14 protein-coding genes are annotated in these 15400 nt (G+C 68.8%); 11 read left to right on the top strand and 3 right to left on the bottom strand.

Translation table 11 applies throughout. The features are described 5' to 3' along the window. The first annotated feature begins 13 nt into the window (after positions 1-13). From DEIPI_RS36830 to rplL, 8 genes are all read left to right on the top strand, one after another. Positions 14-118 (top strand): EF-Tu C-terminal domain-related protein, encoded by a 105-nt coding sequence (locus DEIPI_RS36830; protein ID WP_281173237.1) that lies wholly within the window; start codon positions 14-16, stop codon positions 116-118. Positions 119-364: 246 nt separating this feature from the next. Next, positions 365-532 (top strand): 50S ribosomal protein L33, encoded by a 168-nt coding sequence (gene rpmG / locus DEIPI_RS0117970; protein WP_027482675.1) that lies wholly within the window; start codon positions 365-367, stop codon positions 530-532. 79 nt (positions 533-611) lie between these two features. Continuing rightward, on the top strand, positions 612-794 hold the full coding sequence (secE, locus tag DEIPI_RS0117965; RefSeq protein WP_027482674.1) for a preprotein translocase subunit SecE: 183 nt from the start codon (positions 612-614) through the stop codon (positions 792-794). Beyond that, a complete protein-coding gene (gene nusG / locus DEIPI_RS0117960; RefSeq protein WP_027482673.1) occupies positions 791-1363 on the top strand; it encodes a transcription termination/antitermination protein NusG in 573 nt (190 codons plus the stop codon). The genes secE and nusG overlap by 4 nt, the downstream gene beginning before the upstream one ends. A gap of 145 nt (positions 1364-1508) precedes the next feature. Further along, the gene (rplK, locus tag DEIPI_RS0117955) at positions 1509-1946 is read left to right on the top strand and encodes a 50S ribosomal protein L11 (protein WP_027482672.1); all 438 of its coding nucleotides are present in this window, start codon (positions 1509-1511) and stop codon (positions 1944-1946) included. After that, the gene (rplA, locus tag DEIPI_RS0117950) at positions 1939-2625 is read left to right on the top strand and encodes a 50S ribosomal protein L1 (protein ID WP_027482671.1); all 687 of its coding nucleotides are present in this window, start codon (positions 1939-1941) and stop codon (positions 2623-2625) included. The genes rplK and rplA overlap by 8 nt, the downstream gene beginning before the upstream one ends. Before the next feature lie 179 nt (positions 2626-2804). Next, positions 2805-3317, top strand: a complete 513-nt coding sequence (gene rplJ / locus DEIPI_RS0117945) for a 50S ribosomal protein L10 (RefSeq protein ID WP_027482670.1) — start codon at positions 2805-2807, stop codon at positions 3315-3317. An 86-nt stretch (positions 3318-3403) separates the two neighbouring features. Beyond that, positions 3404-3769, top strand: coding sequence for a 50S ribosomal protein L7/L12 (gene rplL / locus DEIPI_RS0117940; protein WP_027482669.1), 366 nt, complete (start codon positions 3404-3406; stop codon positions 3767-3769). Between the two features lie 54 nt (positions 3770-3823). On the opposite strand, the gene DEIPI_RS0117935 is transcribed toward rplL, so the two are convergent. Together DEIPI_RS0117935 and DEIPI_RS0117930 are read right to left on the bottom strand one after the other, a co-directional pair. Beyond that, complete coding sequence (locus DEIPI_RS0117935; protein ID WP_027482668.1) at positions 3824-4639, bottom strand: AAA family ATPase; 816 nt, start codon at positions 4637-4639, stop codon at positions 3824-3826. After that, on the bottom strand, positions 4636-5403 hold the full coding sequence (locus DEIPI_RS0117930; protein ID WP_027482667.1) for a tetratricopeptide repeat protein: 768 nt from the start codon (positions 5401-5403) through the stop codon (positions 4636-4638). The genes DEIPI_RS0117935 and DEIPI_RS0117930 overlap by 4 nt, the downstream gene beginning before the upstream one ends. Positions 5404-5514: 111 nt before the next feature. Here DEIPI_RS0117930 and DEIPI_RS0117925 point away from each other — a divergent pair, with 111 nt between their 5' ends. The 3 genes from DEIPI_RS0117925 to rpoC all read left to right on the top strand — a co-directional run bounded on the left by DEIPI_RS0117925 (position 5515) and on the right by rpoC (position 14813). Next, complete coding sequence (locus DEIPI_RS0117925; RefSeq protein ID WP_027482666.1) at positions 5515-6306, top strand: hypothetical protein; 792 nt, start codon at positions 5515-5517, stop codon at positions 6304-6306. A gap of 330 nt (positions 6307-6636) precedes the next feature. After that, positions 6637-10083, top strand: a complete 3447-nt coding sequence (gene rpoB, locus DEIPI_RS0117920; RefSeq protein WP_027482665.1) for a DNA-directed RNA polymerase subunit beta — start codon at positions 6637-6639, stop codon at positions 10081-10083. A gap of 146 nt (positions 10084-10229) precedes the next feature. Further along, on the top strand, positions 10230-14813 hold the full coding sequence (rpoC, locus tag DEIPI_RS0117915; protein WP_027482664.1) for a DNA-directed RNA polymerase subunit beta': 4584 nt from the start codon (positions 10230-10232) through the stop codon (positions 14811-14813). Between the two features lie 58 nt (positions 14814-14871). Here the strand turns inward: rpoC and DEIPI_RS32395 are convergent. Next, positions 14872-15400 (bottom strand): hypothetical protein (locus DEIPI_RS32395; RefSeq protein WP_045234652.1); only part of this gene is annotated, 529 nt, incomplete at its 5' end.

Genomic DNA, 15400 nt, shown 5'->3' with positions numbered 1-15400 from the left:
CATCTCGTTCACGGTGGAACTGATCAAGCCGATCGCGATGGAGGAAGGCCTGCGCTTCGCCATCCGCGAGGGTGGCCGTACCGTCGGCGCCGGCGTCGTCACCAAGGTGCTCCAGTAATCCGCTGATCTTTCCTGGAGGGGAGGGCGTTCGCGCCCTCCCCTCTTCATGTGGTCACCCCTGGACAGCGGGGGTGCGAGTGGCTATAGTTGAACGGCTGGTTTCTGACCAGACCTGCCGCCATGCCCACAGGGGCCGCGCCTCAAGGGCGAGTCCGGGCAGGCAAGACCCTCCCAGCGGGTGCCGCGCGGCGGGACTGGGAGTTCCGCGGATCCTCAGGGTCCGGGAACGAAAGGAGTACTCATCATGGCCAAGGAAGGTCCTCGCATCATCATCAAGCTCGAGAGCAGCGCCGGCACGGGGTTCTACTACACCACCACCAAGAACCGCCGCAACACCCAGGCGAAGCTGGAGCTCAAGAAGTACGACCCCATCGCGAAGAAGCACGTCGTCTTCCGCGAGAAGAAGATCTGAGTCCCCGACCCGCGCCCTAGCGCGGGTCAGGAGAGTGGAGCGACGTGAACACGAATCGTCAACGTGACAGGGTGGACGCGTGAGCAGCGTGGTCCGGTACTTCCAGGAGGCGCGGGCCGAGCTGTCCCGCGTGTCGTGGCCGACACGGGTCCAGGTGCTCGAGGGCACCCAGGTCGTGCTGGTCTTCATCGTCGTGCTCACCCTCGTGATCTTCGGACTCGACACGGTGTTCCATCAGCTGCTCAACCTGGTGGTCCGATGAGCATCGAGTGGTACGCCGTCCACACCTATGTCGGTCAGGAAGACCGTGTCGAGCAGAACCTCATGGAGCGGGCCAAGAAGCTCGGTCTGTACAACACCAAGATCTTCCAGGTGCTGCAGCCGACCGAGGAGGCCGTGGAGCTCCGCGAGGGTGGCAAGAAGGAGACCGTCAAGCGCAAGCTCTTCCCGGGCTACGTCTTCGTCCAGATGGACGTCGAGGACGACGACGCGCCCGGCGAGATGGGCGAGTCCTGGGAGGCCGTGCGCGGCACGCCCGGCGTGACCGGCTTCGTCGGCACGGCCACTCACCCGGTGCCGCTCTCCCCCGACGAGGTGCAGCGTCTGCTGCAGTCCGTCGGCGTGGCGGCCAAGGTCGAGGAGGTCGCGCCGCGCGTGAAGGCCAGCTTCAAGGAGGGCGACATGGTGCGCGTCACCAGCGGGCCCTTCGCGGACTTCAGCGGCGTCGTCTCCGAGGTCAACGCGGCTCAGGCGAAGGTCAAGGTGCTCGTGTCGATCTTCGGGCGCGAAACGCCCGTCGAGCTCGATTTCGCGCAGGTCAGCCGGTCCTGAGTTCAACCCCCCGGCTCCCCTCCACAAGACGGGGCGGCTGGGGTACACTGTGCAGGTTGCCCCGACGCGTCCGAGGACGCGAGGAGCACTTAGCGCCAGCACCCCGCCGCCGCAAGGGCCGCGGGGGAGCTAAGGAGGAAGTTACATGGCGAAGAAAGTCGTCGGTTTGGTGAAGCTTCAGCTTCCGGCGGGCAAGGCCACGCCGGCCCCGCCCGTGGGTCCCGCGCTCGGTCAGTACGGCGCGAACATCATGGAGTTCACCAAGGCGTTCAACGCGGCCACGGCGGACAAGGGTGACGCGATCATCCCCGTCGAGATCACCATCTTCGGTGACCGCAGCTTCACGTTCATCACCAAGACGCCCCCGATGAGCTACCTCATCCGCAAGGCCAGCGGCATCGCCAAGGGCAGCAGCACGCCCAACAAGGCGAAGGTCGGGACGCTCAACTGGGACCAGGTCCTGGAGATCGCCCGCACCAAGATGCCCGACCTGAACGCCGGCAGCCTCGAAGCGGCCGCGCAGACCGTCGCGGGCACCGCCCGCAGCATGGGCGTCACCATCGAGGGGGCCCCCAATGCCTAAGCACGGCAAGCGTTACAAGGCCCTCGTGGCCAAGGTCGACCGCAACAAGGTCTACACCGTCGAGGAGGCCACCGCGCTCGTCAAGGAACTCGCCACCGCGAAGTTCGACGAGACCGTCGAGGCGCACTTCCGTCTCGGCATCGATCCCCGCAAGAGCGACCAGAACGTGCGTGGCACCGTCGCCCTGCCTCACGGCACGGGCCGCAGCGTGCGCGTCGCGGTCATCACGCAGGGTGACAAGGTCGCCGAGGCCGAGGCCGCCGGCGCCGACGTGGTCGGCTCGGGCGACCTGATCGACCGCATCGCGGGCGGCTTCATGGAGTTCGACGCGGTCGTCGCGACGCCCGACATGATGGCCCAGGTCGGTCAGAAGCTCGCGCGTCTCCTCGGACCGCGCGGCCTGCTGCCCAACCCCAAGAGCGGCACGGTCGGTCCCGACGTGGCGGGCATGGTGCGCGGCCTCAAGGCCGGCCGCATCGAGTTCCGTAACGACAAGACGGGCGTCGTGCACGCCCCGATCGGCAAGGCCAGCTTCGAGGCGGGCAACATCGCCGCGAACCTCGCGGCGCTGCACAGCGCGCTCGAGAACGCCAAGCCCGCCGCCGCGAAGGGCATCTACATCCGCAGCATGTACCTGACGACGACCATGGGTCCGTCGATCCAGATCACGCTGGCCTGATGACCTCCGGGGACGCCCGCCGCAGGTGGCGCGTCCCCATCCCCGAACAGGGCACCCCGGTGCGAAAGCACCTTCGAACGGCACCGTAGACAGCGGGGACCCTTGCCAGGTTTAAACATCCCGCCGAGTTGTCCAGACTGCTCTCGCACTGGACCTCATCATCAAGCCAGGAGGCGCAAGTGGCGAACCAACGCAACACCGACAGCCTCGCCGCGCTCAAGGGCAGCCTGGAAGGCATCGACACGTTCTACGTCGTCAACTACCAGGGCCTCACGGCGGGGCAGCTCAGCAGGCTCCGCAAGGACCTCGTCGAGAAGGGCGGCCGACTCATCGTCGCCAAGAACACCCTTCTGAACATCGCCCTTCAGGGCCAGCAGCGTGACTTCACGGAACTGCTGCACGGCCCGTCGGCCATCGTGCTCGCGCAGGAAGACCCCGCCGGTGTGGCGAAGGTCCTCGCCGACGCGGGCAAGGGCAACGACAAGGGCATTCCCGCCATCAAGGGCGGCATGGTCGAGGGCTCCACGGTGCCCGTCGCGACCATCGAGCGTCTCGCGAGCCTCGGCAGCAAGACCCAGCTCCAGGCCGAACTCGTCGGCGTGCTCAGCGCGCACCTCAGCAACTTCGTCGGCGTCCTCGAGGCGTACCGCGAGAAGCTGGGTGGCGGCAGCACCGACACCGAAGCGGCCTGAACACCACGGACGGCCTCCGGGCCGGACGGCAACACCCTCAAGCACTCAATCCCGCGCGTGACGCGGACCTCTCGGAGGACTGAATCATGGCTTACGACAAGCAGCAGCTGATCGATACCCTCAGCGGTCTCACCATCATGGAACTCGCCGACCTCATCGACTCCATCAAGGAGCAGTGGGGCGTCACGGCCGCCGTCGCCGTCTCCGGTGGTGGCGCCGCCGCCGCCGCGCCCGTCGAGGAGAAGACCGAGTTCGACGTCGTCCTCATCGACGCCGGCAGCAGCAAGATCAACGTCATCAAGGAGATCCGCGCCATCACCGGCCTGGGCCTCAAGGAAGCGAAGGACCTCTCGGAGAAGGGCGGCGCCATCAAGGAAGCCGTCAGCAAGGAAGACGCCGAGAAGTTCAAGGCGCAGCTCGAGGGCGCCGGCGCCCGCGTCGAAGTCAAGTAACACCTTCCCCACCGGGAGTGCAGCCCCCGAGGTCCACGGACCTCGGGGGTTTTCCTATTCCTCCTCGTCGAGGTGACGCAGGAAGCGTTCGGGGGCGCTGAGGAAGTCGCGGGTGAAGCGCACGTGGTCGAGGTCGTCGTACGCGGCCTCACGGACGGGGTCGTGGTCGAGGTCGAGGATGACCGCGCCGGGATGGGCGAGCAGCACGGGCGAGTGCGTGGCGATCAGGAACTGCGCGCCCTCCCGTTCGGCGCGGCGCAGCAGCGTCATGAGGGCGAGGACGCGCTGCGGCGAGAGGGCCACCTCGGGCTCGTCGAGGAGGTAGAGCCCGCCGGGCGCGAGGCGACGCTGGAAGGCGTCGAGGAAACGTTCGCCGTGCGAGCGGGCGTGGGTGCCGCCTGCCCGCTCGGCGGCGCGCAGGCCCGCGAGCTGGTTGCGGTAGGGCGCGGCGGCCCGGACGAAGTCGGGGCCGTCGCCGAGCTCCGCGCGCAGGGCCTCGACGGCTGCCTCGAACTCGGTCGTGAGGGCGCGGGTGCGGCGCGCGAGCCCCAGGAAGTCCTCGGCGCGCAGGAAGAAGCCGCGCCGGGTGCGGCGCGTCCAGGAGAGCCGCAGGAGGTCCGCGAGGGGCCGGGCGTCCGTGAGGTCGTCGTGCGCGCCGGGCAGCGCGGAGAGCACGATCGCCTCGGCGGCGAGCGCGACGGCCTCCAGGACGGTGCTCTTGCCGCTGCCGTTGTCCCCGACGAGGAACGTGACGCCCGCGCGGAACTCCAGGTCGTCCAGGAGCCGCGCGGCGCGCAGCGTGAAGGGGTAGCCGCGCGCGGGCAGGGGCGCTCTGAGCGAGACGCGGGCGAGCGGCAGGTCGGTGTTCACTTCAGGTTCTGGCGCAGCTGGTCGGCGAGGCGGAACCACTCGCGTTCCTGGCTGCGGTAGAGGCCGTTCGCGCGGCGGTACGTCTTGTCCATCTGCGCGAGGAGCGCGCGGGCCTCGTCGGTGCGGCCCTCGTTCACGAGGTACTGCGCGTAGCGCGCGCGGGGCTCCTCGCTGGTGGCGCCGTGCATGGCGTCGCGGTAGTAGCGGTCGGCGAGGTCGCGCTGGTCGGTGCGGACGTACGTCTCGGCAAGGAGCACCTTGACGCGCGCGGCGAGGCTCTGGGAGCGCATGGCGTCCACCTGTTCGAGCAGGGCGCGCGCCTCCTCGTAGCGGCCCTGGCGGTACTTGAGGTCCCCGAGGGTGTAGAGCAGCGCGGGGTCGTCGCGGTAGATGCCGGTGAGGAGGGGCCTGAGGACGTCCTCGGCCTCCTCGAGTCGGCTGGCGCGCGTGAGTTCCGACGCGAGGGCGACGCGGTTCTGGAGGGTGTCGGTGTCCTCCAGGGCCTCGCGTCGCGCCTTGATGCGGGCGTCGCTGCTCTGCAGGCGTTCCCGGATGGGGTCGAGGTCGACGCGGCGCCGGCGCAGGTACGGGAGGAGCTCCACGAGGACGTAGATGATCGCGCCGATGCCGGGCAGGAAGAGCAGCAGGAAGAGCCAGTAGTACTCGCGGCGTTGCGTGAGGACGTGCACGATGCACGCGATGGTGAGGACGCCGAGCGCGACGCTCACCCAGGAATTCGAGGACAGGAGGTTCAACAGCTGCATGCAGGGATCGTAACACCCGCCTTCCGACGCCGCCGTCGTGGTCCTCCCAGGCGCAACCCCGCGTGAAGTTTTCCACGGCTTGCGTCGTGTGCACCGGAGACTGGGGAAACGATGCTGCTGCTGACGTCCGTGCTGTGGTCCCTGCTCGAAGCGCTGCTCCTCGCGGTTCTGGGCGCCGCCGTGCCCGTCCTGGCGTGGCTGTGCTGGCGGCAGGGACGCCGCCGGGGCGGCAACGGGCTCGCCTGGGGCGCGCTGGGGGGCGCGGCGGGAGCGGCCCTGTCGTCGACGGTCCTGCTGCTGCCCGCCGCGCTGCAGGTGAGGGCGGCGGAGCGCACCTACCGGGCGATGGGTCCGTCCCTCCTGAAGGTCGTGGGGACGGCGCGGGCGCCTGTGTCGGTGGAGTTGCGCGTGTCGGACCCGGCCTTCGCGGCGCGCCTGCGTCCTCGCGACGTGCTGGCGGCGGCGCCGAGCGTGGCGTTCGTGGAGACCGGCTCGCAGGACGTGGGGGCGCTCAGCGTGGCCCGGTTCGCTCGGTCCCTGACGGCGGGGGTGGAGCGGGACGCGGTGATGCGCAGCACGGTGGTGCTGTCGGAGACGTCCGTGGTGCTGCCCGCGTCGTGGCGGTACGCGGTGTGGAGCTGGACGCTGGACGTGCGGGAGCGCGACTCGGGCCGCCCGCTGGGCGCCTTCCGGCTGACCTGCGTGGACGACACGACGTGGCGCGGGCGCGTGGCGCGAGGGTTCCCGTCTCCGCTGGAGGCGGTCACCTCGCGGTTGTGGCCGCAGGCGCGTCGTCTGCCCGGCTCGCTGGCGCGCTGCGGCGGTATGCACGCGTCGCCGGAGCCCCCGCGGGGGGCGGGCCTGGAGGACTTCCTGCGGCGGGTGCTGACACCGGGAAGGTAGCGCTCTCACAGTCGAAAGGTCGTCTGAGGGGCGTTCGGCGTGCCGTCCGCGCGTGAATGGTGTACCATCGTGAGCAAGTGAGTGCTTCCCTCCGAGGGACGTCCCGCCCGTCGCTGCCTACTTGACGGGGGCCGGTCTGACGTCTAGACTCGGGGTTGGTGACCAAGATGGGTCTCCGGGGAGCTTCTTGCTGAGAATGCCAACCCGAACGAGCTCAACCACAGGAGGCGAGGAAGTACCGCTCGCCTCCCCTCAACCTGTTTATCCACGATCGGCAATGGGCAGGTTCGGGGCGCGGCCAGAAGACGTCTTGCAAGTGTTGAGGTGCCAATGACACAACGCATCGAGCGCTTTGGCGAGATCGCCGAAGTCATCCCGCTTCCCGACCTGACGGAAGTCCAGGTCAACTCCTTCAATCAGTTCCTCCAGACCGACAAGGCCCCCGACGGACGCGAGAACGCCGGGCTCCAGAGCGCCTTCAAGGAGGTCTTCCCCATCGACGAGTCCGACCGCAACCGTTCGGCCGGTCTCGTGCTGGACTTCCTGGAGTACCGCCTCGGCGAGCCGCCCTACAGCCCCGAGGAGTGCCGCGAGAAGGACCTGACCTACCAGGCCCCCATCTACGCCAAGCTCCAGCTCATCCACAAGGACAGCGGCCTCATCAAGGAAGACCAGGTCTTCCTCGGCGACCTGCCCCTCATGACCGAGGACGGCAGCTTCGTCATCAACGGCGCGGACCGCGTCGTGATCTCGCAGATCCACCGCTCCCCCGGCGTGTACTTCACCTCCAGCTACAAGGGCATCAAGAAGGTCTACACGGCCGCCATCATCCCGATGCCCAAGCGCGGCCCCTGGATCGAGCTGGAATTCAACGGTCCCGTGCTGGAGATGAAGGTCAACAAGCGCAAGTTCCCCGTGAGCCTGCTGCTGCGCGTCCTCGGCATGGGCGACGACCAGATCAAGGCCCTGTACACCGAGTTCGACGAGACCATCGAGCTGCCCGAGGACAAGTCGAGCGGCATGAACGCCGACGAGGCCCTGCTGCGCCTGTTCACGGTCCTGCGTCCCGGTGACCCGCCCAAGCGCGACAAGGCCATCACGTACCTCTACAGCCTGCTCGCGGACCCGAAGCGCTACGACCTCGGCGATCCCGGCCGCTTCAAGATGAACCGCAAGCTCGGCACGACCCGCGAGGACCGCACCCTCCTCACCTTCGAGGACGGCAAGTTCCAGGACGCGGGCCTCGTGGACACGCTGCGCTACCTGCTCGCCCTCACGCACGGCCGCGACGAGCTCACGGTCGGCGCGGACGAGGACGGCGTCGCGCAGACCGTGCCCGTCGAGGAGGACGACATCGACCACCTCGGCAACCGCCGCGTGCGCACCGTCGGGGAACTCCTCGCGGACCAGCTGCGCGTGGGCCTCGGGCGCATGGCGCGCGGCGTGCGCGAGCGCATGCTGCTCGGCAACCCCGACGCGGCCACGCCCACCAAGCTCGTGAACAACCGCCCCATCGTGGCGGCCATGCGCGAGTTCTTCGGGCGCAGCCAGCTCTCGCAGTTCAAGGACCAGACCAACCCCCTCGCGGAGCTGCGTCACAAGCGCCGCATCTCGGCGCTCGGTCCGGGCGGCCTCACCCGCGAGCGCGCGGGCTTCGACGTCCGTGACGTGCACCGCACGCACTACGGCCGCGTCTGCCCCATCGAGACGCCCGAAGGCGCCAACATCGGCCTGATCTCGTCGCTGGCGTCCTTCGCGAAGGTCAACGACCTCGGCTTCATGGAGGCCCCCTACCGCAAGGTCGTGGACGGCCGCGTCACCGAGAACGTCGACTACATGACCGCCGACATCGAGGACCGCTTCGCGATCGCGCAGGCGAACACCCCGCTCGCGCCCGACGGCACCTTCGCCACGGACCGCGTGCTGGCCCGCCGCCGCGGCGACCCGTTCCTGATGGACCCCAGCGAGATCCAGTACATGGACGTCTCGCCGAAGCAGATCGTGTCGATCTCCACGTCGCTGATTCCGTTCCTGGAGCACGACGACGCCAACCGCGCCCTCATGGGATCGAACATGCAGTCGCAGGCCGTGCCGCTCGTGCGCGCCGAGTCGCCCGCCGTGGGCACCGGCGTCGAGGAGCGCGTCGTCGCCGACTCCGGCACCAGCGTCGTCTCCGACGTCACGGGCCGCGTCACCTACGTGGACGCCCGCGCCATCCAGGTGACCCTCACGGAGGACGCGCCGAAGCTCGGCCTCTTCCGCAACAACGTCCGCACCTTCGAACTGGTGCGCTTCACCCGCAGCAACCAGGGCACCAACCTCGACCAGCACCCCATCGTGGCGTTCGGTGACGAGGTGCGCGTCGGCACCGTCCTCGCGGACGGCCCCGCCAGCGAGCTCGGCCGCCTCGCGCTCGGGCAGAACATCACCATCGCCATCATGCCCTTCGACGGCTTCAACTTCGAGGACGCCATCTGCATCTCCGAGGCGCTCGTGCGCAAGGACTTCTACACGTCCGTGCACATCGAGAAGGACGAGATCGAGGCGCGCGACACGAAGCTCGGCCCCGAGAAGATCACCCGCGACATCCCCGGTCTCTCCGAGGCCGCGCTGCGCGACCTCGACGAGGACGGCATCGTCCGCGTCGGCGCGGAGGTCAAGCCGGGCGACATCCTCGTCGGCAAGACCAGCTTCAAGGGCGAGAGCGAACCCACGCCCGAGGAGCGTCTGCTGCGCTCCATCTTCGGCGAGAAGGCCCGCGAGGTGAAGGACACCTCCCTGCGCGTGCGTTCCGGTGAGGGCGGCATCGTCGTGAAGACCGTGCGCTTCCGCCGCGGTGACGAGGGCGTGGACCTCAAGCCCGGCGTCCGCGAGATGGTCCGCGTGTACGTCGCGCAGAAGCGCCGCCTGCAGGTCGGCGACAAGGTCGCGAACCGTCACGGGAACAAGGGCGTCGTCTCCAAGATCCTCCCCCCGGAGGACATGCCCTTCCTGCCCGACGGTACCCCCGTCGACCTCGTGTTCAACCCGCTGGGCGTGCCGTCGCGCATGAACCTCGGCCAGATCCTCGAGACGCACCTCGGCGAGGTCGCGCGTCTCACGGGCCAGAAGTTCGTGACGCCCGTGTTCGACAGCGCCACCGAGGACACCATCAAGGAGATGCTGCAGGTCGCCGCGGCCGAGCGTCTCGACGAGCGCCGCGCGGGCGGCTTCGAGACCGACGTCCGCGAGGTCGAGGTGCTCGACCGCGCCGGGAAGCTCGGCGTGATCAACCCGCCCGTCGAGGGCAACTACGACGACGCGCAGATCGCGCTCGCCCGCACCGGCAAGAGCGTCCTGTACGACGGCCGCAGCGGCGAGGCCATCAGCGGCCCCGTGGTGGTCGGCACGATGTACGTCATGAAGCTCTACCACATGGTGGAGGACAAGATGCACGCGCGCTCCACCGGCCCGTACTCGCTCATCACCCAGCAGCCGCTGGGCGGCAAGGCGCAGTTCGGCGGTCAGCGCTTCGGCGAGATGGAGGTGTGGGCGCTCGAGGCGTACGGCGCCGCGCACACCCTCCAGGAGATGCTCACCATCAAGTCCGACGACATCGAGGGCCGTGACGCGGCCTACCAGAGCATCGTCAAGGGCGACGAGGTGTCGAGCAGCACCATCCCCGAGTCCTTCAAGGTGCTGGTCAAGGAGCTCCACTCGCTCGGCCTCGACGTGGAGGTGCTCGACGAGGGCGACAAGCCCGTCGACATCTTCGAAGGCATGATGCCGCGCCGCTGACGCGGCGAGCGATCAGCGGTCGGCTTCCAGCGCTCGTGCGGCGCAAGCGACCGCCCCAGCCCCGGAGGCTGACTGCTGATCACTGACGGCTGACCGCTTCACCCCTGATCGAACCATCCAAGCCGCTCACTCAGAGGAGCAATGCTTTGAAAGATTTCAGCAAGGTCCGCATCGCCATCGCCAGCCCCCAGCGCATCCGCGACTGGAGCTACGGCGAGGTCGAGAAGCCCGAGACGATCAACTACCGTACCCTGAAGCCCGAACGCGAGGGCCTGTTCGACGAGCGCATCTTCGGTCCGCAGAAGGACTACGAGTGCGCCTGCGGCAAGTACAAGCGTCAGCGTTACGAGGGCAAGGTCTGCGAGCGCTGCGGCGTGGAGGTCACGAGCAGCAAGGTGCGCCGCTACCGCATGGGTCACATCGACCTCGCGACGCCCAGCGCGCACATCTGGTACGTCAAGGACACCCCCAGCAAGATCGGCACGCTGCTCGACCTGTCGGCCGCGCAGCTCGAGAAGGTGCTGTACTTCAGCAGCTTCCTCGTCATCGACGCGCAGAACGCGCAGAAGGACGGCCGTCCCCTCAAGCGCGGCGAACTCCTCACCGACGAGGAGTACCGCGAGCTCCGCTTCGGCCGTCAGGAGACCTACACCCTCCCGAACGGCACCGAGGCCGAGATCCGTGACGGCGAGTACGTCACGCGCGGTCAGACGCTCGGCGGGAACGTCGTCAGCAAGATGGACGGCCTCGCGCAGTACCGCTTCCCCCGCCGCGCGGAGATCCACTACCGCGAGGAGGCCGAGGTGCGCGTGCTGCTGCCGCAGGACGCCCTCGTGGAGCAGGACGCCTTCCGCGCCGGAGAGATCCTCGCGGAGCCCGAGGCGGACGTCAGCATGACCGCGCCCGTGGCCGGCGTCGTGTTCATGCACGACCTCGGCGAGGACAGCGTCGTCGTCGACGTGCGTGACGGCGACGAGACGGGCGCCACGCTCGTCCGCGTGTACGTGCCGCACGGCATGGACGTCGCGGTCGCGCAGGGCGAGCGCATCGAGGCGGGCGCCGTGCTCGCCACCGCCGCCGCCGGCGCGCGCCTGCGCGTGAGCCGCGCGAGCCGCGTCGAGGGCCTGCGCACCAACAAGAAGGGCGAGGTCGTCGCGGTCGCGCACTGGACGCGCACCGCCGAGCACCCCATCAACCCCACCATGCACGTCCTCGTCGGCGACGGCAGCGAGGTCCGCGCGGGCCAGCGCATCATCGGCGCCATCGACGAGGAGCAGATGGTCACCGCCGAGCGTGACGGCACCGTCACCCTGCACGCGCCCGCCAGCATCATCGTCTCCAAGGCCCGCGTGTACGCCTACCAGGACGAGCCGCTCGTCGTGAACGGCGACCGCGTCGAGCCCGGCGACGATCTCGCCGACGGCGGCAGCATCCGCAGCGAGATCTCCGGCCGCGTCGAGATCGACCTCGTCCGCAAGCAGGTCCGCGTGATCGAGTCGTACGACTTCGTCGCGAAGATGGGCGCCGAGGCCGTCAAGGAACTCCTCGACGACATCGACCTCGCCCAGCTCGAGGCCGAGCTCAACGAGCAGATGAAGGACAACAGCCGTCACAAGCGCGCCAAGGCCCGCAAGCGGCTGGAGGTCGTGCGCAGCTTCGTCAAGAGCGGCAACCACCCCTCCTGGATGATCCTGGAGACGGTGCCGGTCATGCCGCCCGATCTGCGTCCCATGGTGCAGGTGGACGGCGGACGCTTCGCCACGTCCGACCTCAACGACCTGTACCGCCGCCTCATCAACCGCAACAACCGCCTCAAGAAGCTGATGAGTCAGGGCGCGCCCGACATGATCATCCGCAACGAGAAGCGCATGCTGCAGGAAGCGGTGGACGCCCTCATCGACAACGGTCGTCGCGGCAGCCCCGTCACGAACCCCGGCTCGGACCGCAGCCTGCGCTCCCTGACGGACCTCCTCGGCGGCAAGCAGGGCCGGTTCCGTCAGAACCTGCTCGGCAAGCGCGTGGACTACTCGGGCCGCTCGGTCATCGTGGTGGGTCCGCAGCTGAGGCTGCACCAGTGCGGCGTGCCGAAGCGCATGGCGCTCGAACTCTTCAAGCCCTTCCTGTTCAAGGTGCTCGAGGAGAAGGGCGAGGTCACGAACATCAAGCAGGCCCGCAAGATGCTCGAACGCTACCGCGACACCCGCGACAGCGTCTGGGACGCCCTCGAAGAGGTCATCGAGGACAAGGTCGTGCTGCTCAACCGCGCGCCGACCCTGCACCGTCTCGGCATCCAGGCCTTCGAGCCCGTGCTCGTCGAGGGTCAGTCGATCCAGCTGCACCCCCTCGTTTGCGAGGCCTTCAACGCGGACTTCGACGGCGACCAGATGGCCATCCACGTCCCGCTGAGCGCGCAGGCGCAGGCCGAGGCGCGCATCCAGATGCTCAGCGCGCACAACCTGCTTTCGCCTGCGAACGGCGAGCCGAACGTGAAGCCCAGCCGTGACATCATCCTCGGCATCTTCACGCTGACGCTGCTGCGCCGCGACAACCTCGGCGCGGGCGCCACCTTCGAGAGCGAGCAGGACGCCCTCGCGGCCTTCGAGCGCGGCGAGATCGGCCTGAACTCCAGCGTCACCGTCGCGGGTCGCGAGACCAGCATCGGCCGTCTGAAGTACGTCTTCAGCAGCCCCGACGAGGCGATCCTCGCGGTGGAGCGCGGCGAGATCGACTACCAGGATCACGTCCGCATTCAGGTGAACGGCGAGCTCTTCGAGACCTCGGCGGGCCGCGTGATGTTCCGCCGCCTCGTCCTGGAGGCGCTCAGCACCTTCCCGCAGGATCGCGTCGAGCAGCTCGTGAACCTCGACACGGCCTACGAGAAGGACGGCCTGAAGGACATGATCATGCTGTGCTTCAAGATCCTCGGGATCGAGGCCACGGCGATGCTGCTCGACGCGCTGAAGGACAACGGCTTCCGCCTGTCCACCACCTCGGGCATCACGATCGGTATCGACGACGTGGTCATCCCGCCCGCCAAGCAGGACCTGCTGGCGATCGCGGACGAGAAGCTCAGCGCCATCGAGCAGAACTTCGACTTCGGCTTCCTGACCGAGGAGGAGCGCTACAAGCAGGTCGTGCAGCTCTGGAACGACACCACGGACGAGGTGAAGAACGCGGTGTTCGAGAACTTCAGCCGCAACTACCCCTTCAACCCGCTGTGGATCATGTCGCAGTCCGGCGCGCGCGGCAACCCGCAGCAGATCCGTCAGCTGGCGGGCATGCGCGGCCTGATGGCCCGCCCGGACGGCAGCACGATGGAGACGCCGATCCGCGCGTCCTTCCGCGAGGGCCTCACGGTGCTGGAGTACTTCATCTCGACGCACGGCGCCCGCAAGGGCGGCGCGGACACCGCGCTCCGCACGGCCGACTCGGGGTACCTGACCCGCAAGCTGGTGGACGTGGCGCACGAGATCGTCGTCCGTGACGTGGACTGCGGCACGACCGACTACAGCCTGATGCCGCTCGGCAACGTCGACGAGCGCACCGGCGAGTGGCGCGCGCGCAAGGGCAGCGAGATCGAGACGTCGCTGTACGGCCGCACGGTCGCGATGGACGTGCAGGTCGCGGGCCGCACGATCGCGGCGGGCGAGATGCTCTCCCTGGAGGACGTCAAGCTCCTCACGAAGAACACGGCGGAGGTGCGCGAGGTGTTCGTGCGCACGCCCCTGAACTGCCGCGTGAAGGCGGGCGTGTGCCAGAAGTGCTACGGCTACGACCTCAGCCAGGCGAAGCCCGTCAGCATGGGCGAGGCCGTCGGCGTCGTCGCGGCCGAGTCGATCGGCGAGCCCGGCACGCAGCTCACGATGCGCACCTTCCACACCGGCGGTGTGGCGGGCGGCAGCGACATCACGCTCGGTCTGCCCCGCGTGATCGAGCTGTTCGAGGCGCGCAAGCCGAAGAACCAGGCGGTCGTCGCGGACCGTGACGGCGTCGTGCGCGTCGAGGAGGACGAGGAGCGCTACCTCGTCCGCATCGAGGCCGACGAGGCGGAGTACTCCTCGAAGACCGCGATGAAGATCAACAAGGCGATGCGTCTCATCGTCCGTGACGGTGACCGCGTCGAGGCGGGCCAGCCGCTCACGCGCGGCGCCGTGAACCCGCACGACCTGCTGCTCTACCGCGACATCGAGGCGACCCAGCGGTACCTCGTGGAGGAAGTGCAGCGCGTGTACCGCAGCCAGGGCGTGAAGGTGCACGACAAGCACATCGAGACGATCGTGCGGCAGATGCTGAAGTTCGTGGAGATCACGGACGGCGGCGACACCCTGCTGCTCGAAGGTCAGAGCGTGGAGCGCTGGGAGGTCGAGGCGGCCAACGAGGCCCTCGAGGCCGGTCAGACGCCCTCGAGCTGGAAGCCGGTGCTGCTCGGCATCACGAAGTCCAGCCTCAGCACGAAGTCGTGGCTGTCGGCGGCGTCGTTCCAGCACACGACGCACGTCCTCACGGAGGCCAGCATCAAGGGTCAGGTCGACGACCTGATCGGCCTGAAGGAGAACGTCATCCTCGGCAAGCTCATCCCGGCCGGTACGGGCCTCGACACGGTGCGGATCACGCAGGTCGCGGACGACCGGACGATGGAGAAGTACGGCGAGGGCGCCCCGGAGGGCGGCGAGCGTCGCGCTCCCCGTCAGGACGCCCCCCGTCCCACCCAGCCCGGCGCTGGTGACTGAGCACTGAAGAGAAGAAGGCCCGGCGGATCTCTCCGCCGGGCCTTCTCCTTTGTGCCGTTCAGCCGGGCACGAGGCCGTACAGCAGCCGGAAGCGCGCGGCGTCCTCCACCACGCGGCGCGACGCGGCGTCCGTCTCGGCGTGCGGATCGAGGGCGAGGTCGCGCGCGTCATCGCGGAAAGCGGCCAGCACCGCGAGGCCCTCGTGGCGGGTCTGCGCGGCCAGCAGGCTGCCCCGCACGGCCTCCTCCATCACGTGCGCATGGACGAGCGCGAGGAGCGCGTCTTGCAGGCCTTCGCGCCACGCGCGTTCGTCGCGGCCGTGCGGGCGCGCAGCGAGCAGCATCAGGGACAGCAGGTGCCCGTACGTCCGCGCGCAAGCCGTGAGCTGGAGAAGGGCCGCGTCGGGAGCTACGGGCAGGCGGCGCAGCACGTGCTCATGCAGCGCTACCGCGGCCTCCTCCAGCAGCACGTCCTCGCCGCGCAGCGCGGCCTCCACCTCGTCCGGCAGAGCGCCCCGGAAGCGCGCGAGGTGCGCGTTCACGTCGCGCCAGCCGCGCGTGGGCAGACGCAGTCGGTTGCCCTCGTTC

It is taken from the genome of Deinococcus pimensis DSM 21231 (assembly GCF_000519345.1).
Taxonomy (GTDB): Bacteria; Deinococcota; Deinococci; order Deinococcales; family Deinococcaceae; genus Deinococcus_A; species Deinococcus_A pimensis.
The sequence above is the reverse complement of the archived record's forward strand: the minus strand, read 5'-3'. Positions and strand labels throughout refer to the sequence as shown.